23 protein-coding genes are annotated in these 23,303 nt (G+C 53.5%); 11 read left to right on the plus strand and 12 right to left on the minus strand.

Annotated elements, in window-relative coordinates; translation table 11 throughout:
* The first annotated feature begins 77 nt into the window (after nucleotides 1-77).
* On the plus strand, nucleotides 78-371 hold the full coding sequence (locus ACA108_09990; protein XEX97797.1) for a YicS family protein: 294 nt from the start codon (nucleotides 78-80) through the stop codon (nucleotides 369-371).
* 106 nt (nucleotides 372-477) lie between these two features.
* Here the strand turns inward: ACA108_09990 and pqqU are convergent, their stop codons facing one another.
* The 7 genes from pqqU to ycgZ form a co-directional block, all read right to left on the minus strand.
* Nucleotides 478-2,607: a TonB-dependent receptor PqqU gene (gene pqqU / locus ACA108_09995; protein XEX98070.1), complete on the minus strand. Its 2,130-nt coding sequence runs from the start codon at nucleotides 2,605-2,607 to the stop codon at nucleotides 478-480.
* A gap of 219 nt (nucleotides 2,608-2,826) precedes the next feature.
* Nucleotides 2,827-4,518 carry a thiamine pyrophosphate-binding protein gene (locus tag ACA108_10000; protein ID XEX97798.1) on the minus strand — a complete coding sequence of 564 codons (1,692 nt, stop codon included), beginning with the start codon at nucleotides 4,516-4,518 and terminating at the stop codon, nucleotides 2,827-2,829.
* 37 nt (nucleotides 4,519-4,555) lie between these two features.
* A complete protein-coding gene (locus ACA108_10005) occupies nucleotides 4,556-5,296 on the minus strand; it encodes an SDR family oxidoreductase (GenBank protein ID XEX97799.1) in 741 nt (246 codons plus the stop codon).
* Nucleotides 5,297-5,373: 77 nt separating this feature from the next.
* Nucleotides 5,374-6,615, minus strand: coding sequence for a condensation domain-containing protein (locus ACA108_10010; protein XEX97800.1), 1,242 nt, complete (start codon nucleotides 6,613-6,615; stop codon nucleotides 5,374-5,376).
* Between the two features lie 427 nt (nucleotides 6,616-7,042).
* Nucleotides 7,043-7,321 carry a biofilm/acid-resistance regulator YmgB/AriR gene (locus ACA108_10015; GenBank protein XEX97801.1) on the minus strand — a complete coding sequence of 93 codons (279 nt, stop codon included), beginning with the start codon at nucleotides 7,319-7,321 and terminating at the stop codon, nucleotides 7,043-7,045.
* A 40-nt stretch (nucleotides 7,322-7,361) separates the two neighbouring features.
* On the minus strand, nucleotides 7,362-7,667 hold the full coding sequence (locus ACA108_10020; protein XEX97802.1) for a hypothetical protein: 306 nt from the start codon (nucleotides 7,665-7,667) through the stop codon (nucleotides 7,362-7,364).
* A gap of 162 nt (nucleotides 7,668-7,829) precedes the next feature.
* On the minus strand, nucleotides 7,830-8,075 hold the full coding sequence (gene ycgZ, locus ACA108_10025) for a regulatory protein YcgZ (protein ID XEX97803.1): 246 nt from the start codon (nucleotides 8,073-8,075) through the stop codon (nucleotides 7,830-7,832).
* A gap of 343 nt (nucleotides 8,076-8,418) precedes the next feature.
* On the opposite strand from ycgZ, the gene ACA108_10030 reads away from it, so the two are divergent.
* Both ACA108_10030 and ACA108_10035 read left to right on the plus strand, forming a co-directional pair.
* A complete protein-coding gene (locus ACA108_10030; protein ID XEX97804.1) occupies nucleotides 8,419-9,642 on the plus strand; it encodes a diguanylate phosphodiesterase in 1,224 nt (407 codons plus the stop codon).
* A gap of 249 nt (nucleotides 9,643-9,891) precedes the next feature.
* Nucleotides 9,892-10,623: a MerR family transcriptional regulator gene (locus ACA108_10035; GenBank protein XEX97805.1), complete on the plus strand. Its 732-nt coding sequence runs from the start codon at nucleotides 9,892-9,894 to the stop codon at nucleotides 10,621-10,623.
* Between the two features lie 61 nt (nucleotides 10,624-10,684).
* Here the strand turns inward: ACA108_10035 and ACA108_10040 are convergent, their stop codons facing one another.
* The 3 genes from ACA108_10040 to ansP form a co-directional block, all read right to left on the minus strand.
* The gene (locus ACA108_10040) at nucleotides 10,685-10,942 is read right to left on the minus strand and encodes a biofilm-dependent modulation protein (protein ID XEX97806.1); all 258 of its coding nucleotides are present in this window, start codon (nucleotides 10,940-10,942) and stop codon (nucleotides 10,685-10,687) included.
* Between the two features lie 201 nt (nucleotides 10,943-11,143).
* A complete protein-coding gene (locus ACA108_10045; protein ID XEX97807.1) occupies nucleotides 11,144-12,139 on the minus strand; it encodes a hypothetical protein in 996 nt (331 codons plus the stop codon).
* A gap of 400 nt (nucleotides 12,140-12,539) precedes the next feature.
* Nucleotides 12,540-14,039, minus strand: a complete 1,500-nt coding sequence (gene ansP, locus ACA108_10050) for an L-asparagine permease (GenBank protein XEX97808.1) — start codon at nucleotides 14,037-14,039, stop codon at nucleotides 12,540-12,542.
* A gap of 228 nt (nucleotides 14,040-14,267) precedes the next feature.
* Here ansP and ACA108_10055 point away from each other — a divergent pair, with 228 nt between their 5' ends.
* From ACA108_10055 to ACA108_10065, 3 genes are all read left to right on the plus strand, one after another.
* Nucleotides 14,268-14,618, plus strand: a complete 351-nt coding sequence (locus tag ACA108_10055) for an MmcQ/YjbR family DNA-binding protein (protein ID XEX97809.1) — start codon at nucleotides 14,268-14,270, stop codon at nucleotides 14,616-14,618.
* Nucleotides 14,619-14,637: 19 nt separating this feature from the next.
* Entirely contained in the window at nucleotides 14,638-15,528 is an 891-nt protein-coding gene (locus ACA108_10060; GenBank protein XEX97810.1) for a LysR family transcriptional regulator, read from the plus strand.
* Between the two features lie 95 nt (nucleotides 15,529-15,623).
* Entirely contained in the window at nucleotides 15,624-15,770 is a 147-nt protein-coding gene (locus ACA108_10065; GenBank protein ID XEX97811.1) for a hypothetical protein, read from the plus strand.
* On the opposite strand, the gene ACA108_10070 is transcribed toward ACA108_10065, so the two are convergent.
* The gene (locus ACA108_10070; protein ID XEX97812.1) at nucleotides 15,767-18,862 is read right to left on the minus strand and encodes a beta-galactosidase; all 3,096 of its coding nucleotides are present in this window, start codon (nucleotides 18,860-18,862) and stop codon (nucleotides 15,767-15,769) included. The two genes, ACA108_10065 and ACA108_10070, sit on opposite strands and share 4 nt — an antisense overlap.
* 159 nt (nucleotides 18,863-19,021) lie before the next feature.
* On the opposite strand from ACA108_10070, the gene ACA108_10075 reads away from it, so the two are divergent.
* The 3 genes from ACA108_10075 (at nucleotide 19,022) to pptA (ending at nucleotide 20,783) form a co-directional block, all read left to right on the plus strand.
* Nucleotides 19,022-19,636 carry a glutathione S-transferase family protein gene (locus ACA108_10075; protein XEX97813.1) on the plus strand — a complete coding sequence of 205 codons (615 nt, stop codon included), beginning with the start codon at nucleotides 19,022-19,024 and terminating at the stop codon, nucleotides 19,634-19,636.
* 74 nt (nucleotides 19,637-19,710) lie between these two features.
* Nucleotides 19,711-20,532: an arylamine N-acetyltransferase gene (locus tag ACA108_10080; GenBank protein XEX97814.1), complete on the plus strand. Its 822-nt coding sequence runs from the start codon at nucleotides 19,711-19,713 to the stop codon at nucleotides 20,530-20,532.
* Nucleotides 20,533-20,552: 20 nt separating this feature from the next.
* Entirely contained in the window at nucleotides 20,553-20,783 is a 231-nt protein-coding gene (gene pptA / locus ACA108_10085) for a tautomerase PptA (GenBank protein XEX97815.1), read from the plus strand.
* Nucleotides 20,784-21,027: 244 nt separating this feature from the next.
* Here pptA and ACA108_10090 read toward each other — a convergent pair whose 3' ends face one another.
* Entirely contained in the window at nucleotides 21,028-22,068 is a 1,041-nt protein-coding gene (locus tag ACA108_10090; protein ID XEX97816.1) for an AI-2E family transporter, read from the minus strand.
* Nucleotides 22,069-22,579: 511 nt separating this feature from the next.
* Between ACA108_10090 and mdtJ the strand changes: the two genes are divergently transcribed.
* Nucleotides 22,580-22,957 (plus strand): multidrug/spermidine efflux SMR transporter subunit MdtJ, encoded by a 378-nt coding sequence (mdtJ, locus tag ACA108_10095; protein ID XEX98071.1) that lies wholly within the window; start codon nucleotides 22,580-22,582, stop codon nucleotides 22,955-22,957.
* Nucleotides 22,944-23,273, plus strand: a complete 330-nt coding sequence (gene mdtI, locus ACA108_10100) for a multidrug/spermidine efflux SMR transporter subunit MdtI (protein XEX97817.1) — start codon at nucleotides 22,944-22,946, stop codon at nucleotides 23,271-23,273. Before mdtJ ends, mdtI begins: the two co-directional genes overlap by 14 nt.
* The last annotated feature ends 30 nt before the right edge of the window (nucleotides 23,274-23,303 follow it).

Here is a 23,303-nt window from a genome sequence, read left to right on the forward strand (position 1 = left end):
TCAGCCCGGTTGCGCATTGACAGCGCTGTACATATAGTTAAGAAAACCTCACCCTGCTCATGCTTCAAGGAGATCTTATGAGTGCTACCAAAGTAACCGTCCTGCTTTTAAGCTGCCTGTTCTGTACCAGCGCGCTGGCCGACTCCCCGTTCAAGGACCTGCAATTTGGGAACAGCAAGCTACAGATCCTGGGCGATCTGAAAAAGGCCTGCCACACCCAAAAGCCCATGACTGACGATGCGCTGGCCGCAAAAATCATGTCTACGGAAGAGAACCAGCGCCACGTCCGCGATGCGAAAATAGCCCTGGAGCGTAACAATCAGCAAAACTACTGGGACGCGATTGGCAAAGTGGAATGCCCGGAAATGTAATAAAAGACTCACCGCATTGCTTACCTGGCGGGCAGGCTTGCAATCGCGGATGAGAGGGGGTACGTAGGGTGGATAAGCGCAAGCGCCATCCACCACGGAGAACTCATTATAAGAACGAATAACTCAGGTTTACGCCAACGCCGTAATTACGGCCCGGTGCGGGTTCGAAATAGCGCCCGTTGCCCTCGTTAACGATGACCGACCCGACATAATCCCGGTCGAACAGGTTATCCACCCGTCCCCAGACGTCCAGCAGCCAGCTTTCGCGGATACGGAATTTATAGCCGCTGTTCAGCGACGCGACGGTGTAGGTCGGCGCTTTCGCATCGTTTTCATCGTCGGCCTGGATATCACTCATATAACGCACGTCCGCACCGGCATAAAAACCTTCCGCAGGGGCGTATTCCACCGCCGCGTATCCCATGTTGCGGGCGATGCCCGGCATCCGGTTGCCTTTACAGCTTTCGTCGCCGCAAACGTTAGTACGGTAGGTGGCGTCAAGATAAGTCCATGCTGCTTTCACCCGCCAGTCATACGCAAACTGCTGATCGAGCGAAAGTTCAACGCCGCGACGGCGAGTTTCACCGGCGTTTTTGTAGGTGGTGCGCCCGCCGCTGCTTTGATCCACGACGATCTCATCGTCGGTATCCGTCTGGAATACGGCTGCGGTGAACAGACCGTTGCCAACGCGGGTTTTGCTGCCGACTTCAATGGTGTCGCTGGTGGACGGTTTCAGGCCAAAGTTCAGCCCGGACTGGCCGCTATCGCGATAGGACAGCTCGTTGATGGTTGGCGTTTCAAAACCGCGGCCCGCCGAGGTGTAGACGTTCCACGCATCCGTAATCGCGTACTTTAACGACGCCGCAGGCAGCCATTTGTGATAGCTCGCGTCGCCGCTGTCATCCCCGTTGGCGCCGGTAACGTAGAAATCGTTGGAGTCGAAGTAGACCGAGCTGAAGCGCACGCCCGCGTCCAGGCTGAGCTTATCGGTGAACTGCCAGGCAGTCTGCAGATAAGGGTCAACGTTCCACATAAGGTTGCGTTCATCGCGGCGCATATTGCCTTTTTCCCCCAGTACCGTGGTGCCGTTTTCCACCACAAAGTTTTCAAAGCCTTTACGCTTCTCGGACATCGTCTCGTAGTCAAGGCCTGTCGTGAAGGTGAACGGCATGGAGAGCAGGTTGCCGCGGTGCGTCCAGCGGGAATCAATGCCCTGATAGTGGCGGGAAAGCTGGATCACGCCGCCCGGGTGGGTAGGGTTAAGCTGTGGCCCAACGGGAATCGACTGGTACTGCGTCGTTTCCCGCTCACCGGCGTAGGCCATGATGCTGAGATCGTCATTCGCCGTCAGCTGGCGCTCGTAATGCAGGCCAGCCTGCGTCTGTTTAGTGGTTTTACGGGTGTTGTACTGCTCGGCACGCGGGGCCTGGGTTGGGTTGTCGTGCCACTCCTGTTCGGTCAGGCCGCCCGGATCGTTTGCATCGATATCCACGCTGTTGAACAGGAAAGTCAGCTTGCTGGCATCATCCAGGCGCACGCCCAGTTTGGCATTGCCGAGGTTTTTCTGCGCGCTGCTGTGGTCACGATAGCCGTGGGTGGTAAAGCGTGAAGCGGACACAGAATAATCGACATCGCCAGCCTGCGTGCCGTCGCCGGTAGAGCCCGTGGCTTTGACGCTGTTGCGCCAGCTGCCAAAACTGCCGTAGTACGTACTGGCTTCAAGCGTTGGCGGCTGTGTGCCGGTTGTGGTCGTAACGTTGACTACGCCGCCGGATGAGTTGCCGTATAACGCAGAAAACGGCCCGCGCAGGACTTCGATGCTGTCCACGCTGTTGATATCAATGTTAGACGTCTGGCCCTGCCCATCCGGCATGGTGGCAGGAATACCGTCAACGTACATCCTTACGCCACGCACGCCGTAGGTTGAGCGTGAACCAAAGCCGCGAATCGACAGCTGTAAATCCTGCGCGTAGTTCTGGCGGTTCTGCACCTGCAAACCGGGGACTGCGCTCAGGCTTTCCGAGAGGTTCACGCGCGGCGCGGCCTGGCGCATATCGTCGCCGTAAACGACGCTGACTGCGGCGGGAGCGTCGAGTTCAGAAACTACGCCAGGCGTGGCGGTTACCACCATGGTTTGTTCGTTATTTTTAGGCGTCTCCCCGGCGAAGGCGGGAGAAACCCATGGCGACAGGGCTGGCAGCAGGAGCAGGGACAGGCGGGACTTTCCGTGTGGCATCATTTTCATCAGTACAAATTCATCAGGTGAGAAGGGCGAGCGTCCAGACGAACCATCTGGAACATTTACGCATATGTTAATACTTATGAAGAAAGTTTGAAAACTGTAAAGGCACTTTACGTTAATGATAAGTGTTGGTGAAGAAGGGGCGAAGAGCAAGGAGAGTGCTGTAAACAAACGAGGAGCGGGAAAACCGCTCCAAACGTCAGGCAGGGCTATCTAATCCGCTGAGATTATCACCTCAATGAGATTAGTCTTCCCGCTGGCTATGCCGCTCTTCACCGCTGTTGCGATGTCCACTGCCTGGGTGACCCGGCACGCACTAATACCCATCGACGCCGCGAGCGACTGAAAGTCAATGCAGGGATTGACGAGATCCATGCCGATAAATCGCCCCTGGGCAACGGAAGTGTAGGATGACTGGCTTTTCATGAAGTTTTTAAGCACGTTGTACTCAAAATTATTCATGACGATAAACGTCACCGGCAGTTTTTCGTGGGCGGCAGTCCACAGCGCCTGCGGTGAATACATTGCTGCGCCGTCGCCCACCAGACAGACTACCGGCTCGCGGCCGAGCCCCAGCGAATGGCCTACCGCAGCAGGCATGCCCCATCCCAGGCCTCCACCGCGCATAAAGTAATATCGCTGGTATTGTTGGTCGGAAATAAATTTCCTGATGTGGTTGGTTGTTGCAATCGCCTCATCAACGAGGGTGAGGCCCGGCGGGATAGCGCGGAGAACCTCGTGGGCTGCGACCAGGGGCGAAATAACAGGGTGAGTAAATTCCAATGTGAAAACAGCCTCAAGCAGCTGCTGACTTTTTTCACGCTCGCTTTTCGCTTCGTTAATACGCTTCTGAAAAAGAGTTTTCTTACGATAGGTCAGGCGTTCGAGCTTAGGTAACAGCTGCTGAAGCGAGATTTTGATATCGCCCATCAGCGACAGCCTGGTGGGATAAGTTCTGCCTAACTCGTTCATATCTGAAGAAAGCTGATACACAACGCAGTCCTGCGGAATAGCTTCAGCTTCGCTGTAGAGAATAGTGATTAAACTTTTGCCGCCCAGTATGAAGACGGCATCGTAGTTCATAATGATTTTTGCGATATCCCGGGACACCGTCGGCATATTCCCTCGCCACAGGGGATGATGGGGCGGGAAGGGCAAATTTAACGGCCAGGATGAACCGTAAACGTGCGCCCCCAGCATTTCTGCCAGCAGAACAGTCTCATCCGTTGAGTGGTTGCTGTGAATTTCATCACCGGCAATCATCATCAGCTTACCTGGCTGCACATGGCTTAGCTCAACCGCAAGCTCATCCAGCGAGCTGGCGACGGTATGGTAATTCACCCGCGAAGAGGCAAGAATGCTGGCATCGTGCATCTCTTCCATAACGTCCATGGGGAGCGAGAGCAGCACCGGACCTGCCGGGGGATAGCTGGCATCGTGAAACGCTCGCCTTACCAGCACCGGAAGCTGAGCGGCGCTGGTCACTTCTTTTGTCCACTTCACGACGGGGGAAGCAATGGACACCACATCATCATAAAGTAAAGGCTCGCGCACATAGTGCCGGGTGTCCTGCTGGCCGACCGTCACGACAAGCGGTGTTTTCATGATTCGTGAGTTAATCAGGTTACCCATGCCGTGGCCCAGTCCGCTTGCGGTATGCAAATTCAAAAAACCTGTTTTACCTGATGCCTTTGCGTATCCGTCAGCAATAGCCACCGCGCTGCTTTCCTGCAATGCCAGAACATAATGAATATCTTCGTGGCGAAGCAGGGCATCGATGAGCGGCAGCTCTGTGGTGCCAGGATTGCCAAAAATATATTCAACGCCTTCGCTTTCAAGCACTTCAAGCAGCATATCTGCACCCGAACGCAGCGAGAAGTCTGCAAGCGTATTGATGGATTTCATGGCCTGTCTACCTTATTCAGAGGAACGTCATGCGGCTTCAGTATTCTTCGCGAGTAGGGCGGATGACTATCTCATTCACGTCAACCTCCGCGGGCTGTTCTATGGCGTAAGCAACCGCTTTGGCGATAAACAGCGCCGGAATGGCCTGCTGATAGAATTCGCCCAGAAACGCTTTGCTGTCGGAGTCAGAGCTACCGTGCTGCAATTCACTTTCAACGGCGCCTGGAGAGATAAGCGTTGTGCGGATATGACTGCCAGCCTCGTATCGCAGCCCCTCGCTTAGCGCCCTGACGGCAAATTTTGTCGCGCTATAAACCGCACCTCCCGGACTCAGCACTTTTATCCCGGCGACCGAGGCCACGTTAATGAAATGTCCTGACTTTTGGTTTTCGAAAACGGGCAGCGCCGCAGCGATACCGTTAAGTACCCCTTTAATATTGGTATCAACCATCTGATCCCACTCCTGCGTTTTAAGCGAGGCCAGGGGAGCAATTGCCATATAGCCTGCGTTGTTGATGAACACATCAACACGACCAAATTTTGCAACAGCAACGTCCACTACACTTTTAACCTCGCTGAGGCGGGTCACGTCGGCTTTAATAGCAATAGCCTGGCCACCGGTTTGGGTAATTTTATCGACCAGGGAATTGATGCGATCGATGCGCCGGGCAACGAGCACCAGCGTTGCCCCTTTTTCGGCCAGAAAAAGAGCGATAGCTTCACCAATTCCACTGCTTGCTCCGGTAACGACGACAACCCGTTGAATTAAATCACTCATAAATCACCTCTTGATTATTAATTAAATCAGATGTTCGAATTTTAAATATCAATAAGCGATGCGTTCTATTAGCTTTGTCACGCGTCATTTAACGCCGAGGTTAAAATCCCCTCAGCCGTTTTTAAAAATTCAGGTAATGGCTGGTAGCTGGTGTGTATAAGATGTATGGCATCATGCAATGTGGAAACGCCGATGGTTTGCTCCCCCTCTGTACCAATCAAAACATTCGGTCCCCAAACCGCTTCTAAGGTTAACTCGCCGAAATTACAGGGAAAAGGGAGCGCGCCAAGGTTAGAGATTAAAATATCCGGAGCGCAGCTTTGCTTATCAAAATTAATTAACGCATTTATTTCAGGATTATTCATAAAGCTCTGAAAATGATGAATAAATGTGGCCATGCCCGATCGGGTTCGGACAGGCTGCAGATCGCCTGTCACCGCTCGGGCAAGGTTCCAGAATGCTTTAGTGGCGCAGGCCTCATAGCTATAGGTTGGGAAAAGTACTGAAAAGCTCATCCCGTAATCTAAATCGAAAAACTTGCGTGCATCAATGGGAGTACAAATACGCACAGGGTTGTTTGAATCGATAAAATAGCGAGAATAAGCCTGCGCAAAGGCGGCTGCCAGCGCACCATGCACGGTGGTGTTTTCTCTTCTGGCTCGCAGGCGGATACCGACAGAAAGCTCTGCGGAAAGCCGTCTTCTGACGATGTTTAGTTTTGCCAGGCTGCGTTCAGTATAGGGCACTGACGTTGGTCTTCCTGCTGGCATGCTAATGTCAGCAACGGGTGTTTGAGCGTTAGTGCAAATATCTTCAACGGCCAGCCGCAGCGGAAGAGCTTCCAGCACTTCATCCGTCAGGACTGACAGTACGTCCCGAATAAAATGGGTCAGAGAAAGGCCGTCAGCAATAGAATGGTGTGAGGTCATGATAAGAATGCAACGCGTATCGCTGTAAAGCAGCGCTGCTCTGAGTAAAGGCAAATCGCCTGTACCAAACGGGGCGGAGAATTCCCGCTTAATTTCGTGTTCTATATCAGTTGTATTATCAAGTCTGACAACGCGTAATGGAATTTTGGCCGAGGAATCTGCAACAAAATGCAGGGGCCATCCATTGTCAGCCTTCACGCGCACGTTAATTAATGGATGACGCGACTGGACAGCATACAGGGCTGCGGTCCAGGCATCTATAGTTGTATTACCGGCGATCTCGGCGGTAACCGTGAAATGTTTTGGGCTAACTGGGTCGATTAACCATGCATAACTTTCTAGTGGACCGAGTGCTCTGAGAAAAACTTCACTTTCTGTTGCAGTTTTCATAACGCCCTCATAGAAATATAATTAATACAACGAATGTTGTCATGTGCGTATCAGCACAAGAAATATATTGTATATGCAGGGGGTGATATCTATCTAAAGTGATTAATGTAAAGTAAATTATTGGTCTGAGTTTTTATGAGAGCATAAGTTGTTAATTTTCTCACCGTGACTATACAAATAAAAGAACCTTCTGCAAATAAAAATAACGCCAACGGAATAGCAATAAAACAGAAAAGTAATATTGTTTTCTTATGGTGTCGTAAATATATTATGTTTTCAAAAATGTTGAAGTGCCGATTTTGCGTAAATGGCATGTTTATTCTGTGCCACTACAAAGCGTTAGAGATTTGGGGAGAGGTCAGCAGGATGTGAAATAATTTCAGAGGGGGGAATATTATCCATCCATGGATAGCATCAAACGTTATGTTCAGATGTCGTCCATTGTGTAACCAACAACGATTTCCAGCGTTTTACGAATGACGTCAGCCGTGACAACATCGTCGGTACATTCCAGAGCATTCACCAGCCACAAAATGATCGCTTTGTTCGTAACATGGCCTTCCGAAGCGAGAATATTGCTAATCGCGGAACCCAACAGGGCAGACTCTTCGGCCAGCAGGTCGCCAGCACAACGAAAATATTCTGACATAGCCGTGTTTGACAGGGCTTTATAGATATCGGATTGCTGTTGCGTAGCCTGTATCATGTCGTTTCACCGTAAGTTGATTGTTAGTGACCTTTGTAAGTCAGTGGATGTTGTCTTTGCCCTGCGGCTGCCCGTCGCGGAAAAACGAACCGGGCATTTCACTATTACTTTGATCTCTTTCGCTTAACTTATGCTTGAGACGGCGGCGTTTCGTTGCCATCGTTGTTACATCATTAATCACACGCACGATGGCCTCACGGCGCTGAACGTCGGTTTCTCCAGCCTCCATGGCGCGCAGTTTTGCTACCAGGGTTTGCGTGTTAATCGCCCCCTTGCCCTTCAGAAGGGCCAAAACCGCTTCACCAATAAGTTCATCTGCCTGTCGATCAAATTCACTACTTTTCATAACTACGTCTCTGATGGCCACACTATCCAGCACCGGAAGCGCAGCAAGAAGCCAACTTTCCGATGGAACAGGTCCGCCGGAGACTGGCAGCCAGAAGTGAAATCGTGAACTTACCTCTGCCAGAGTTGACAAAAATAAACGGGTAAAGCGTTGCTGGTGGTCTTATACCTCGCGCTCGAACAGCAGGCCAATCAGCGCGTGATAATGGCTCTCTTCTTCCGGCCCGGATGCATGCTCGAGGCGGGAGAGCAGTTTAGTACACAGCGTTTTTCGGTTCAGGTTACGGCCGTCTCCCAGGATCTCCACCACGATTTGCCCCAGCGTCTCCTGCTGAGAAGGCATGCCAGCTTTGTTAAAGTACTGGGCGATATCGTTGGCAGTGTCCGGTAGGTAACTGTTCTGGCGCATTTTTCGCTCCTGTAAAATTTAGGTCATCAAAAAGTTACATTTAAACTATACACATTTTGCAAAGCTGTACATAAAAGCTGTACAAAAAAATTAAAGTTTTTTGATCAAAAAGTGCTAATCGTTATAATACATATAGTTATAGGGTGGTGGGCAATGTAACGCACCGGTAATATTGTACATCTGTGGTAAAACTGAAAAGTCGAAGCTGTGTCTGGCGCTAAGTTGCTGAGCCGAAAGGCTTAACTTATGTAAATTCCCTGTTAATTTTACGTGTACTTTCGAGACGAAACGGCAACAATCTGCTAATGTGAACAGCTTAACGCTTACCCCTTTCGGAAACTTCATGCTCACAACAATCCTTTATCGCAGCCATATTTGCGAAAACGTCTCGGTTAAATCACTCGAGGATATGGTTTCCGCTGCCAGCTGCCGAAACGGCGAGGCGGACGTCACGGGCATTCTGCTGTTCAACGGCACGCACTTTTTCCAGCTGCTTGAGGGGCCGGACGAAAGCGTTTCAGCTATCTATAAGCACATTTGCGAAGATACCCGGCACTACAACGTTGTGGAGCTGATGCGCGACTACGCCCCCTCGCGACGTTTTGGGAAATCCGGGATGGAACTCTTTGATTTAAGAGAGCATGACAGGGAGGACGTCCTGCAAACGGTGCTGGATAAAGGCACGTCGAAGTACCAGTTAATTTATGACGATCGCGCGCTGCAGTTCTTCCGGACGTTCGTGGAATCGACCGAAAAAGAAAACTACTTTGAAATTCCGCCCGCTGGCTCCTGGGAATTTATCGCCGACGACGCCATCCTGCCGCCAGCGACGGTGACGATGGATAGCAAGACGGAGTGCAACTTCGCGTTTCAGCCGATCGTAGATCCTCTGGCCAGGGAAGTTGTGGCGCTGGAGGCTTTACTCCGTACGCCTGATGGTGGTTCCCCGGAGGCGTGGTTTGCAGGGCTGACGGGCAATGAGAGTTATGAAGCGGACCTGGACTGCAAAAAAGTTGCCTTTGCCATGGCCCGGAAATTAAATCTGCGGGAGCAGACCCTGACCGTGAACCTGCTGCCAATGACGCTGGTGAATATTCCTGGTGCGGTCAACTTTCTGCTGCAGGAGATTGAAATTAACGGCCTGGTACCGGAACAGATTATTGTGGAGTTCACCGAGCGCGAGATAATTTCCCGCCTTGATGCCTTCACCGATGCGGTACGGCAGCTGAAAGCGGCGGGTATTCGGGTTGCCATTGAGCACTTTGGCGAAGGCTTTGCCGGGCTGTCGCTACTGGCGCAGTTTCAGCCGGATAAGATTAAAATCAACCGCGATTTAATCCGCGACGTGCACAAAAGCGGTCCGCGTCAGGCCATTATTCAGGCCATCATCCGGTGCTGTACATCGCTGGAAATCACGGTCATTGCCGTAGGCGTTGAAAAGGCGGAAGAGTGGATGTGGCTAGAGTCCGCAGGCGTTTATCAGTTTCAGGGGCACTTGTTTGCCCGGCCTTGCCTGGCGGGCATCCCGGCGATTGCGTGGCCAGAAAAAAAAGTCCCCTTCATCTAAGCCTTTGCACGGTGGTCGGAGAATGACTTCATTCGTTCCGGCCGCAACTCTCTCCTGATATCCCCAGCTGATACAGTACAAACGGCTGTACATGTATTTTCAATCACTTCCATTTGCTATGCTCACTTGGTGTAAGATGATCTGATTATTCAGTCTTTTTCTGCTTGTACAGGTAAATAAAATTTGTACAACTTAACCGGAATGGTTAGTTTAAAGATTGACGTATCGGGTTTGCGCAGGGGAGAGCTTATGGCCTATTACAGTATCGGTGACGTCGCCGAACGATGCGGAATCAACCCCGTCACGCTTCGCGCCTGGCAGCGACGCTATGGCTTACTGAAGCCACAGCGCAGCGAAGGCGGGCACCGGCAGTTTGACGAGGAAGATATCCAGCGCATCGAGGAAATAAAACGCTGGATGAAAAACGGCGTGCCTGTTGGCAAAGTTAAAGCGCTGCTGGAAGGCAAAAAAATCACCTCAGACGATAGCTGGACATCGCTACAGGAAGAGATGATGGGCATCCTGCGCCAGGTGCGTCCGGCCAGGCTGCGGGCAAACCTCGCCACGCTGGGGCGCGATTATCCCGTTGACGATCTGATTGACCGGGTATTTGTCCCGGTACGCCAGCGGCTTTGTCTGGAACAGAACACCGCACGCGTGATGAGCAGCCTGCTGGATGGCGCGCTGATAAACTTTGCCGTGCTGTCGCTTGCGGAATCCCTGAAAAAAGCTGGCAAAGAAGCGCTGCTAATCGGGTGGGACACCGAAGACCGCACGCGCCTGTGGCTCGAAGCCTGGCGGCTGTCGCAGCAGGGGTGGCACATTGACGTGCTGGCCGAGCCGCTGGATTCGCCGCGACCGGAAATGTTCCCAGGACAGCATATTTTTGTGTGGGCGGGACCCAAAATGTCGCCGCGTCAGAAAGAGCAGCTGGACCACTGGCAGGAGCAGGGATATACCATGTACAGCCATACGGCTTAGAATTTTAGAGAGAGCGCCCGGATTTACTGAACCAGCAAATTTAACCGGGCTTCAAAGGATATTACCGTTGCGTTACGCCTGCCCAGGACTGCGTTTTATTGCCGCTAAATAAAAATGCCAGCGTCTGGCGATATATATCCGCCAGAATCTCATTCGTTTCGCTTTCCAGTTGCTGAGTAATCACCATTTTTAAATCGCGCGGCGTGGCAAAGCCTTTTTCCGCAACTAATCTTTGTTTTACCGCATTAACCAGTGCCGATTCTGATAAAAACTGCGTGGGAATAGTATGAACAGAGTTGTTCATATGCATATCAGTCATTCAAAACGATCCTCAAAGGTTGATCATCATTTACAGGTCAGGGGGAGAGCCGGAAAATTTCCGGAATAAAGCAGGTAAAGCATCCCTTGCTTCACCTGCTAAAAAGCCTTTTATTTATAGACGATACTGCATCATTCACCGGAAAGACTTAACGGTTTAAGATAAATCCTGGCTAAGTCTGATCTGCGTATGCGGCACCAGTTATAAAGAGCGTGGATGAGTGACGACCCTGCGCGAATAGCCACGGAAGCCAAGCATCCCCATAGCACCCGCCAGAACGGCTTCGACGATCAGCATAAAGAAGGTGAACCAGCTGGCCTTCGCCGTTGCCGCAGCCGCTTTTTCGCCTGCTTCACGAGCTTTTTGTTCAGCCTGCTTTTTCAGCTCGGCGTATTTCGCCTGTGCCGCCTGATAGTTCTTTTCGGTTTGATCAACTATCTGCTGGGCTTCCGCATCGCTTTTGCCCGTACGCGCCATAATAATATTCTTCAGCGCTTCTTTATCAGCCGCCTCAAAGGTGCTGCTGTTACGGGAAGCCAGACCCTTCACGAAACTGGTGATGTCTTCCCCCTGGCCTAACTGATCCTGTGCTCTTTGCCCTTCATTAGTCGCCTGCTGTTGCAGCGCCTCCGGCTGCAGCTCAGGTTTACCCGTTTGCCTTAACGTTGTCATCAGCTGATTCTGTAGATCATCAAGATTGATGTTGTTTTCATCGAGCTTTTCTTTAGCCATATTGGCTACCGAAGGCGCAGCAGCCGACAGGCCGTTGCCCAGCGTCTGCACGCCAGCCCCCAGCACGTTAGCCGCTCCGGTTACGGCGTAATTCGCTATAGCGAGAAGAAAAACGCTGCAAATAAGCGTGTTAACGCCAAACATCATGACGCCGTGCAGGCAGCCGTCGCGGTGTGCCAGATAGCCGCTGAGATACCCCCCGGCGGCGATGGCAATGAGCATGCTTACGCCGGTCCAGATAGCCGCGCCGGTCGCCACCCCGTCCAGCGGATTTTGTTCCTTAAGCGGATCGATTGTCGTGGTACCCACTGCGGTACCTAACACCATGAGAAGTAGATAGATCACCATAGAAATAACCACACCGGCAAAAATAGCGCTCCAGGAGATACGCTTCAGGAAGGTTCCCTGTACCGGAATTAATTCAGGGTCATAAGTTCTGGTATCAGCAAAGTTACGGTCGGTCATAGTGAACTCCACGTTTTTTGTGATAGCGAAGAAAGCCCAACGGGAGCCATGCCTATAAAACATGGCGGTCTTGTTAAGAATAGTCTGTTAGCGGCAGGATGGCATAAGTTGATAAATAAAACGTCAGCTTGACAATGTCATGACGTTAATATCATTAAATATCAGTTGCGGTTGAAGTGGATTTTATTTGCTAGTCCATAAAATGGCTGCTGACAATAAAAATAAAATAATAGCGACGTTAATAAAACTGCACGGATATTTGTTATTAAATCAATCAGGACGCTGCAAGTTTTTATTGGGGGGAAGCTGGAGAGATTTAATTAGCGAAACCAGTGATGTTCGTCAGGGTAGGGAGTACGGAGGGAAAGGTGGATACCAGGCGGTACCCACCCTGAGGCGATTAGCCTTTTAGATCGTCAGCCGGCGTCAGCTTTTCCGCTGGCGTTTCTTCGTGGTGATCGTGCACCTGATGTGCAAGCTCATGCACGCGCTTGCGCGCGCCGAACCAGCCAAGCACCAGAATAACGGCAATCAGCGGGATGGACGCGATGGTATAAGTGCCGTTCGGGTAGTCGAACGCCATCAGCACCAGCACGCTCAGCAGGAACAGCAGCGTCAGCCATGAGGTAAACGGTGCGCCCGGCAGCTTAAAGCTGACGTCCTCCGCCTTGCCCTGTTTGATGGCCTGACGCAGCTTCATCTGGCAGACCACGATAAATGCCCAGGAAGCAATAATCCCCAGCGACGCCACGTTCAGCACGATCTCAAACACCTGCGAAGGCACGTAATAGTTGAGTATCACACCAATCACGTAAATTCCCAGTGTGACCAAAATCCCCGCGTACGGCACCTGCTGTTTGCTCATTTTAGACATAAACTTTGGTGCCGAACCGCCCATAGACATGGAGCGCAGGATACGGCCAGTGGAGTAAAGACCGGAGTTCAGGCTTGAGAGCGCCGCGCTAAGAACCACCATGTTCATGATGTCGCCAATATAAGGCACGCCAAGCTTTGAGAAGAAGGTCACAAACGGACTCTGGCCCGCCTGATAAGCATTCCACGGCAGCAGCAGAACCAGCAGCACTACGGAGCCAACGTAGAACAGGCCGATACGCCAGATCACGCTGTTGATCGCTTTCGGCACCATATTCTGCGGATCTTTACACTCTCCCGCCGCGGTGCCCACCAGCTCGATAGAGGCAAATGCGAAGACGACGCCCTGCACCAGCACCAGCGCGGGCAGCAGGCCATGCGGGAAGAAGCCGCCGTTATCGGTGATCAGGTGGAAGCCGGTGGCGTTGCCGTCGAGCATTTTTCCGCTGCCCAGGAACACGGTCCCGACCACCAGAAACGCCACGATCGCCAGCACCTTAATCAGCGCGAACCAGAACTCCATTTCGGCGAACCACTTCACGCCAATCATGTTCATGGTGCCGACAATTGCCAGCGCGCCCAGGGCAAAAACCCACTGCGGCACGTCGCCAAACGCACCCCAGTAGTGCATGTACAGCGCTACGGCGGTGATATCAACGATCCCTGTCATCGCCCAGTTTACAAAATACATCCAGCCCGCCACGTAGGAGGCTTTCTCCCCGAGAAACTCACGGGCATAAGAGACGAAGCTGCCGCTTGAAGGGCGATGCAGAACCAGTTCGCCCAGCGCGCGCAGTATAAAGAAGGAGAAGATGCCGCAGACCAGATAGACCAGCGCCAACGCCGGGCCTGCCATCTGAAGACGGGCACCCGCGCCAAGAAACAACCCCGTACCGATGGCGCCGCCGATGGCGATCATCTGCACCTGTCTATTGCCCATTGCTTTGTGATAGCCGGCGTCGTGAGAGTTAAGCCAGCGCCTCTTGGCAGCGCGATGCTCAGCCTCGGTTTTATGCGTTGTTTTCATTATTGTCCTGTTTGTCTCGATGTGTTAACCCTTGAAACTGCCTGTCCTGTGGTTTGTGGATCGCGGACATGACAAATTTCGGCGGTGAATCCTGGCAGGAAATTAGCGGCAACGCAAAACCTGCTTTGCTATTCATGATGTCACTGTTATTGCTTAAGAATCGTAATCTCAGCTGGCGATGTGTTAACGTTCATTCTCTTCGCAACGTCCCTGGTGAGTAAGCAGCCTGTGAAACGAGAAAATCTCTTTGCCGCCGTCTATGAAAAGTATCAGGTAGAGCCTGATTACCCCTGGCAGAAGTTAAGCGACTACGCGGTGCTGCGGCACAAATTCAAACGTAAATGGTTTGCGCTGGTCTACCGCATAGAGCCGCAAAAGCTTGGACTGGAAGGAGAAGGGCTGGTTGAGGCGATGAACCTTAAAGTTCAGCCGGCAATGATTGGCTCGCTGCGCATGATGCCGGGTGTTTTGCCCGCTTACCATATGAACAAAGAGCATTGGGTGACCGTGCTGCTGGATAAAGTGCCAGAGGAAGAGATCCTCGGGCTGCTCGATGAGAGCTATCAGTTAACCCGCTAATTCCCTTCAGGAAGGATGCATGAGCCTGCTCAACTTTACCCTTGCGCAAATCGAAGCCTTTGCGTGCGTCTGTGAAAGCGGCACCCTGACCCAGGCGGCGCGTAAACTGAAGAAAGACCGCACGACCATCAGCGAGCTGGTGGATTATCTGGAGCTTGATCTCGGCTATCCGCTGTTTGACCGCTCAACGCGTCCGCTGACGCTCACCGAAGCCGGGCAGCTGCTCTATCGTCAGGCCCGCTTGTTCTTGCACGAGGCGCAGGCGTTTGCCCAGATAGCGAGGCAGATCCCCCAGCAGATGAGCGCGCATATCACCCTGTGTTACGACCCGTTTACCCCGCGTGATTTCCTGTACCGCCTGACCAGACTTTTGCAAAGCAGACAGATTCAGCCAGAGCTAATTATGTGCGAGCGTAGCCAGGCGGAGCAGTGGCTGGAGGAGGGGCTGGCCGACATCGGCCTGTTCCAGGCGATGAACCGTTCTGTAAACGGTACGCTGCGCTGGCGGGTGACCGGCAGCATTTCGCTGGCGGTGTACGCCGCGAAGGGATTCTTCCCCGCAATGCCTGTCTCCATTTTGCAGCTTGCTTCCAGTACGCAGCTGATCCCTTTCCAGGCCATGCCGGACTGGTTAGCGCAGCGGTTACGGATTGCTGACCGTACGGTGCGTGTAAATGAAATCGCCATGCTGGAGAAGCTGCTTGGGGCGGGAGACGGCTGGGCGTTCCTGCCGGACCATTTTCGGGCGGAAAACTGGCCCGACGTTGAACGGGTCGAAACGGAATTTGGTGATTCAGGCCTGTCGCATCCGATGGTGACGCTGTCAAAACCGGGGCAAATAGCGCAGCCGTTGTTAACGCAGTTATTGGATGCAATGCAGGAAGCCTGGGGGGTTGATTCTTCCGGATGACGCTGGTGCTTATCCGGCCTACGGTTATGGAACTGTGGAATGGATTTGCCGGATGACACTGGTGCTTATCGGGCCTACGGTTGGGGAACTGCGGGATGGATTTGCCGGATGACGCTGGTGCTTACCCGGTCTACGGCTGGGAAATTGCGGGATGGATTTGCCGGATGACGCTGATGCTTATCCGGCCTACGGTTGTGAGTCGTAGGGTGGATAAGCGCAGCGTCATCCACCGGCGGTTTTAACGTTTCACCCAGCTTAACGCGTAATGGTACCGCTGTTTATCCAGCAGATACTCCGGCGACACGCTCGGGCTCCACGAATCGTCCCCGCCGACGCCCATGTGAAAACCATCGATGTTGAGCCAGCTTCCCGCCTCCGGTTTTAACAGATGGCGATGGGAGGTCTCCCGCAACTGCCGCTGGCTATAGCGGCTTATGTTGAACTGGAAGTCACCCCGCCATTCGTTATCGCCATACTCCAGGCATTGCGTATTGCAGCGCAGGCCATTCTCGGTTGGAAACACGTACGGCGTGTACATCTCGTCGAGCGGTAGGCGCCATTTATCGAACAGCGCCGACTGCTTGCGATCCGGGTAATTCTCGTGGGGGCCAAGCCCCAGCCAGCTTACCGTCGGCTGGACTTCCGCTAGCTGGCAGCTTAGCCCAATACGGGCCGGCGGCGGGGTACCGCAGGCAATCTCCACGTCCACGCTGATATGCAGTTCGCCCTGACCATCAATGCGGTAGGTTTTTCTGCTGATAAACAGGGTTCGATTGCCGAGTTGCCAGCGGTGAACGGAACGTATCTGAATTTCATCACCCGCGGTAAAGGCCTCAAAATTTACAAGCTCAGGTTCCAGAACGTAGTGGCCAGCGGCTTTCCAGCGCTCCACCCATGCGTTCGGGTCGATGCGGGTGACTTCGCTGACGCCAATGTCGTTGTCCAGCGGCGCGCGGGTAAACTGATCCTGCAGCGGCGAAAGCAGCGTGGCTTTCCCGTCCTTCCACCACTGCGTCAGCAGACCGCTTTCGCGGCTGAACGCCCAGCGGTAATTGCGGTGAACGATCTCAAAATTAGCGTCTGTTGTTTGCAGATGCGGCGCTTCGTTCTGCGGGACAGATTCCGGTACGGACAAAATGCCCGGTAGCGGCCACTGGTCCCAGGCGCAGATATGGCCCGCGTCGGACCAGCCCGTGGCTGCGATTTGCTGAACCCGCACGGTCAGCCATACGTCGCCGCTGCTGACGATGTCCGGTATATTTTCCAGCGCGACAACTTGCTTACCCAGCGGCTTAATTTCAAGCAGCGCTTCGCCGCGCGCCAGCACTTCACCGGATTGTTTTACCGTCCAGATCAGGCGTTCGTTATCTGCCGTACGAAACAGATACTCGCTGGTAATTTCAATCTTCAATGACGGCTCACGAACCAGGTTGAACTGGAAGTATTGCTGGGCGTGTTGGGCCTCGTACAGGGCTGGATGTGGCGTGCGATCGGCAAACACCAGACCATTCATGCAGAACTGGCGATCGTTCGGTTTGTCGCCGAAGTCACCGCCGTAGGCGCTGAACGGCTGGCCGTTTTCATCAAGTTTGATCAGCGACTGGTCCACCCAGTCCCAGACAAAGCCGCCCTGTAATTTGGGATGCTGGCGGAAGGCGGCCCAGTATTTGTGGAAGCCGCCAAAGCTGTTGCCCATGGCGTGGGCGTATTCGCAAAGAATCAGCGGACGACTTTCGCCGGGCAGGCCAGGCCATTTTTTGATTGACCATTTTGGCACCGCCGGGAAGGGCTGGTCCTGGTCCACGCGCGCATACATCGGGCAGATGATATCGGTTGCCGCGGTGTCCGCGCCGCCGCCCTCATACTGCACCGGACGGGTCGGGTCGTTGGATTTAATCCAACGATAAAGGGCATCGTGATTTGCCCCGTGCCCGGATTCGTTGCCGAGCGACCAGATGATGATAGAGGGGTGATTGCGGTCGCGCTGCACCATGCGCGTGACGCGCTCGATCATCGCAGGAAGCCAGACGGGGTCGTCGCTGAGACGGTTCATCGGCACCATGCCGTGCGTTTCAATGTTTGCCTCATCCACCACGTACAGGCCGTAACGGTCGCAAAGACGATACCAGAGAGGGTGGTTGGGATAGTGGGAGCAGCGCACGGCGTTAAAGTTATGCCGTTTCATCAGCAGGATATCCTGGCGCATGGTCTCGATGTCCATCACCTGGCCGTTTACCGGGTGGTGCTCGTGGCGGTTGGTACCGCGGATCAGCAGCGGCTTGCCGTTGAGCTTCAGCAGCCCGTTGTCGATTCCAACCTGACGGAAGCCCGCATCGCAGGCTTCGGCCTCAATCAGCGCGCCCTGGCTATCTTTCAGCTCAACGACGACACGGTAAAGATTAGGGACTTCAGCGCTCCACAGCTCAGGCCGCTCGACGGGAATACGAACTGTTGTCCGGTCAGCATAGGCCCCGCGCTCGTCAATAATATCGCTGCCTAAGGGCTGCTGCTTTTCAGCTATAAGCTGGTCGGCCCGCCAGAGCTGGACGTTAATATGCGTTTCTGCTTTTGCATGGCCGGTCACGACCACCAGCGTTTCCAGTTCGGCCCTGGTGAAGCTGTCAAAAAGATGCGTGGTGACGCGCAGATCGCCAATCTGGGTTTGCGGTTTATGCAGCAGGGTGACGTCGCGGAAGATGCCGCTCATTCGCCACATATCCTGATCCTCCAGATATGAGCCATCGCTCCAGCGCAGCACCATCACGGCCAGGCGATTCTCACCGGGGGTAAGCACAGCGCTGAGATCGAATTCAGCGGGCAGGCGGCTGTCCTGCGCGTAGCCCACCCAGCAGCCGTTGCACCACAGATGGAACGCGGAGTTCACGCCGTCGAACACGATGCGCGTCTGCCCCTCGCTTAGCCACTCATCGTAAACCTGAAACAGCAGCGAATAACACCCGGTTGGGTTTTCCTGCGGTACATAAGGTGGGTTTAGCGGGATCGGGTAGGTGACGTTGGTATATATCGGCGCGTCGTAGCCCAGCATCTGCCAGTTAGAAGGCACCGCAACGTCATCTGCGTCAGGTAAATCCTGCTCCAGCCAGCTTTCCGGTACCGCTTCGGGCCGGGTGAAATAGCTGAATCGCCAGCGGCCGTTGAGGGAGCGTAACGAAGCGGAGGGGCGATCGTCACGGGCGTGGTCAGACGCTCGCCAGCTGTTAAAGGGCGGGTGCGCAGGAAGCTGGTTTATCTGCGTTACGCCAGGATTTTCCCAGTCGCGGCGGGCCAGAACGGCGGCAAGAGAAGCGGCGCAGGTGCCGGTTTTGACGATCATAGATGGATATCCTGGGTTGCGATGCGCTCAAAGTTGTCGGCCACTATGATTTTTAAACGCCGGGCTGTAAAGAATCATGATGGGTTCTTCCGGGGGCGATCACACACGGGAAAAATATGCGCTAAGGTCTATAAAGTCATCGCAGGAGAGGAGTCCATTATGATGAAACTCTATGGTGCGCCGGGGTGCGGCTCGGCGATTGTTGAAATGATGTTTGTGCTGGCGGGTGAGCAGTACCGCTGGATTAACGTTGAGGGGTTTGACGAGCCGGGGCCGCAGCGTGACGCTCTGCTTGAGCTGAACCCGCTTGGCCAGGTGCCGACGCTAAAGCTCGACGATGGCAGCATCCTGACGGAAACCGCGGCCATTGCGCTGAATCTGCTTGATAGTCATCCTGAGCTGGCCCCGCCTGCAGGTTCATCCGAACGCCAGCGCTTTCATCACCTCCTGATCTGGTTGGTGGCGAATGTCTATCCCACATTCACCTACGGCGACTACCCCGACCGCTGGACACAGAGTGGTGCCGAAGAGCTTCGCGACAGCACCAATCGCTACCGGCAGCAGCTGTATCTGTGGCTTGAGTCGCAGCTTGGGCACGGGCCGTACGTATTCGGCGACCACATCTCGATACTGGATACTTACCTCGCCGCAATGATTAGCTGGCGCCCCCGGCAGGGTTGGTTTGAACAAAATACACCTAAACTCTACGCCGTTGCCCAGGCTGTGCGGGCACGCGAAGAATTGCATGAAATTTTGAGCCGCAATGAACTGTAGCGATCGCACCATCGATCATATGGCCCTCCGCATTTTCGCTATAGTGAACTCAATTAACACAGCGGAGCCTGTCCATGTCGTTCAATCTCAAGGCCTATCTGGCGCGTATCCGCTTTAGCGGCGGCTGCGCACCGGACTTAGCAACTTTGCAGCAGATACATCTGCGCCACACCTGCACCATCCCCTTTGAAAATCTGGACGTGCTGCTGGGACGCCAGATTCTGCTTGATGACAACAGCGTTTACGCGAAGCTGGTCGCTGCCGGGCGGGGAGGTTACTGCTACGAGCAAAACGCCCTGCTGCGGCGGGCACTTGTCGAAATTGGCTTTCAGGTTGCTGACTTAGCCGCGCGGGTGGTGATTATGCGCCCGCAGGAGATGCCGCCCAGAACCCACCGCCTGCAGCTGGTGACGCTTGGTGAGGAACGCTGGCTGGCGGATGTGGGGTTTGGCGGTAAAACGCTGACGGCGCCGATTAAGCTGGAGCTGAACAGCGAACAAGTTACGCCACACGGCGTGTATCGACTTACGCCTGCTGATGACGATTATCTGCTGAGCGTAAAAGAAGAGAGTGACTGGCTGCCGCTGTACCGCTTCGATCTGCAACCGCAGTACTTTGCCGATTATGAAATGGCGAATCACTATGTTGCTACATGGCCCGCCTCCCACTTCAGGCATAATCTGACGCTGTGCCTGAAAGGGGAAGAGGGGCAGACCGTCACGCTCAGTAATAATCAGCTGAACGCGGCGGGGCAGAAACAAGCGCTGCCCGATGCCGTTGCCGTATACAACGCGCTGCAAACCCAGCTCGGCCTGCGCCTTGACGATAAGCAGCATGGTATCGGGCTTGCTACTTTCACCGCTGCGTTTAATCTTGTGATGCAGAAGACAAATTAACACCCCAATGGAGAAGACCCGTGCCGCATATTACCGTTAAGCATTTCCCGCGTGAACTGAACGAAGAACAGAAAAAAGCCCTGGCAGACGATCTCTGCGAGACGGTGAAGAAGCACTTTGGCTCTAAGGATGCGTCGCTGTCTGTGGCGCTTATCCCGGTAGAGCAGGAGCGCTGGAAGGCAGAGGTCTACGACGTTGAAATAGCGCCAGAGCTTGAAAACTTAGCCAGAAAACCGGGCTACAGCCTGTAACGGCTGGATGAGGTGCGGGTATTAACGTATTCTCAACGTTGGTAATTGCACCTCATTTTTCGACAGATCTTTTTGTCACCATTCTTGCCTGCATTGTGTTTCGTAACTCAGGTCATCAACGCTATGATTTCCCCAACTCCCGAAAGCATCTCTGAAGGTATAAGTTAGAGGATGTTCCAGATAGCACTTAATCGCTTCAATAATAATAAGAGCCGTTGAAGCCTACGCTGGCTGCCTGCGGCAGTTAACTTTGCGCTTTCGACATATCGCTCAGCAGTACGGCAATCCCTTTGCCGCCTTCGCTTTGTTCGAGGCCAATTTTCACTACGATGGTCAGCGGAACGGAGAGCAGCATGCCCACAGGGCCAAGCAGCCACCCCCAGAATATCAGCGACAAGAAAACCACCAGCGTCGACAGGCCCAGTCCTCGCCCCATGATGCGCGGTTCAATGATATTGCCGAACACCAGATTGATGGCCAGATACCCGGCCACCACGAGTAACGCATCGTAGAGACCGCTAAATACCAGTACCTGTGCGACGGGTGGGATGGCCGCGAGCACCGAGCCGATGTTAGGAATATAGTTGAGCGAAAAGGCCAGCAGCCCCCATACAAAGGCAAAGCGCACGTCCAGCGTGGCTAACATTACCCACACAATAAGCCCCGTTACCAGGCTGATGGCCGTTTTCAGCACCAGATACTGGCTGACGCTGTCCAGCGCTCGCTGAATGGCCCCCATCCCTTCGGCGGGGCGTGACATAAGCTGCTGAAGTTTTAGCGGCAGCTGAGGCACTTCGAACAGCATAAACACTACGGTAAGCAGCAGCAGGAAGACAGACGTCATGGCGTTTGAAAGCTGGGTGATAAGCGAGCTGACCAGCGTCATGGCAGCATTCGGATCGATATACTTCACCAGTTCATCCACCGACACCGTAATTCCCGCGCGCTGCAGCCAGGGTTCGATTGCCTGCAGCGGCGTAATCAGCGATGACCGGTACTGCGGCAGGGTCCGCGCCAGCTCGTTAAGGGACGTTCCCAGATAGGCCAGCAGCAGCGCCATCAGCATGACAATCGTCATCACAACGAGTGAAATCGCCAGCACCCGCGGCACCCGCAAACGCTCCAGACGGCGGATCAGCGGGTTAAGGATCACCGCGATAAACATCGCCAGAATAAAAGGCACGATCATATCGGCGGCGATCTTCACCCCCGCCATGATGATGACCAGCATCCCCAGCATGATGACAATTTTTAATCCGCTGAGGGTGACAATGGGTTTTGCCATGAAATGAGGTTCTCCACATCATTGTGAGATAAATGTCGTTCCGGTATCTGTCCGGGCGATTAATTTATCCGAGTTTAGAGACATAATACGGGGAAGGGCAAGCCGCGGTACATTTATTTTCTGCGTTATTGCAAAGTAAAGAAGTGAAAAGGGAAGGCAGGATAATCCTTAAATATGGTATAAATCCGGCGTGTTTAACTACCGAGGACAATTTACTATCCGCAACCGATGAGAAGCAACACCGCGGATATGTTGTAAAAACTATGGACATTATGTGTGCGAACAAGCTGTTCAAAACGTTATTAATGCACCACCGCGTTATCTTCTCTTCTGCTTTCCCCCTGTCCGGCGAACAACACTGGCGCAACGCGCTGTAGCCCCGCTCTCCTGCACATTCCTGCACGCAAAACGCTTGCGCTGCAAGGCTTTTTGACGATCTATTTTTAGCCTGCCTGTCGCCGTTGGCGATATTGCATGCTGCTGCACCGTTATTTTCTCTGTCAGGAGAGAAATCATGATTTACTGGATTTTATTAGGATTGGCAATCGCCACTGAAATTATTGGCACCTTGTCGATGAAATGGTCGAGCGTGAACGACAGTAACCTCGGTTATATTTTCATGCTGGGCATGATCACCCTTTCTTATATTTTGCTGTCCTTCTCCATCAAGCGCATTGCGCTGGGCGTGGCGTATGCCATGTGGGAAGGGATAGGTATTTTATTCATCACCCTGTTTAGCGTTCTGCTGTTTGATGAGTCGGTCTCACTGCTTAAAATTACCGGGCTGACCACGCTGGTAGTAGGGATCGTATTAATTAAATCAGGCACCACCACCAGAACCAGGCGTGACGATAAAGCGAAACGTGGAGGGGATCATGCAATCGTTTGAATGGATTCACGCGGGCTGGCTGCTGATCGCCATCGTGCTGGAGATAACGGCAAACATCTTCCTTAAGCATTCCGATGGTTTCCGCCGTCTGGGTTACGGCCTGCTTTCCTTGCTCTCCGTCCTCGCTGCGTTTAGCGCGCTGGCGCAGGCCGTAAAGGGCATCGAGCTTTCCGTGGCCTATGCCCTGTGGGGGGGCTTCGGCATCGTTGCCACCGTCGCCGCGGGCTGGATCCTGTTCGGCCAGCGGCTGAACTGGAAGGGCTGGCTGGGGCTGGTTATTCTGCTGGCGGGTATGGTGATTATTAAGCTTGCCTGAGGGAGCTTCGCAGCCCGCGGGACCGCAGGC

Origin of the sequence: Dryocola sp. LX212 (assembly GCA_041504365.1) — a bacterium.
Classification (GTDB): Bacteria; Pseudomonadota; Gammaproteobacteria; order Enterobacterales; family Enterobacteriaceae; genus Dryocola.

Coding starts and splice junctions, on each gene's coding strand:
- ACA108_09990 (XEX97797.1), top strand. CDS start 78: ATGAGTGCTACCAAAGTAACCGTCCTGCTTTTAAGCTGCCTGTTCTGT.
- pqqU (XEX98070.1), bottom strand. CDS start 2,607: ATGCCACACGGAAAGTCCCGCCTGTCCCTGCTCCTGCTGCCAGCCCTG.
- ACA108_10000 (XEX97798.1), bottom strand. CDS start 4,518: ATGAAATCCATCAATACGCTTGCAGACTTCTCGCTGCGTTCGGGTGCA.
- ACA108_10005 (XEX97799.1), bottom strand. CDS start 5,296: ATGAGTGATTTAATTCAACGGGTTGTCGTCGTTACCGGAGCAAGCAGT.
- ACA108_10010 (XEX97800.1), bottom strand. CDS start 6,615: ATGAAAACTGCAACAGAAAGTGAAGTTTTTCTCAGAGCACTCGGTCCA.
- ACA108_10015 (XEX97801.1), bottom strand. CDS start 7,321: ATGATACAGGCTACGCAACAGCAATCCGATATCTATAAAGCCCTGTCA.
- ACA108_10020 (XEX97802.1), bottom strand. CDS start 7,667: ATGAAAAGTAGTGAATTTGATCGACAGGCAGATGAACTTATTGGTGAA.
- ycgZ (XEX97803.1), bottom strand. CDS start 8,075: ATGCGCCAGAACAGTTACCTACCGGACACTGCCAACGATATCGCCCAG.
- ACA108_10030 (XEX97804.1), top strand. CDS start 8,419: ATGCTCACAACAATCCTTTATCGCAGCCATATTTGCGAAAACGTCTCG.
- ACA108_10035 (XEX97805.1), top strand. CDS start 9,892: ATGGCCTATTACAGTATCGGTGACGTCGCCGAACGATGCGGAATCAAC.
- ACA108_10040 (XEX97806.1), bottom strand. CDS start 10,942: ATGACTGATATGCATATGAACAACTCTGTTCATACTATTCCCACGCAG.
- ACA108_10045 (XEX97807.1), bottom strand. CDS start 12,139: ATGACCGACCGTAACTTTGCTGATACCAGAACTTATGACCCTGAATTA.
- ansP (XEX97808.1), bottom strand. CDS start 14,039: ATGAAAACAACGCATAAAACCGAGGCTGAGCATCGCGCTGCCAAGAGG.
- ACA108_10060 (XEX97810.1), top strand. CDS start 14,638: ATGAGCCTGCTCAACTTTACCCTTGCGCAAATCGAAGCCTTTGCGTGC.
- ACA108_10065 (XEX97811.1), top strand. CDS start 15,624: ATGGATTTGCCGGATGACGCTGGTGCTTACCCGGTCTACGGCTGGGAA.
- ACA108_10070 (XEX97812.1), bottom strand. CDS start 18,862: ATGATCGTCAAAACCGGCACCTGCGCCGCTTCTCTTGCCGCCGTTCTG.
- ACA108_10075 (XEX97813.1), top strand. CDS start 19,022: ATGATGAAACTCTATGGTGCGCCGGGGTGCGGCTCGGCGATTGTTGAA.
- ACA108_10080 (XEX97814.1), top strand. CDS start 19,711: ATGTCGTTCAATCTCAAGGCCTATCTGGCGCGTATCCGCTTTAGCGGC.
- ACA108_10090 (XEX97816.1), bottom strand. CDS start 22,068: ATGGCAAAACCCATTGTCACCCTCAGCGGATTAAAAATTGTCATCATG.
- mdtI (XEX97817.1), top strand. CDS start 22,944: ATGCAATCGTTTGAATGGATTCACGCGGGCTGGCTGCTGATCGCCATC.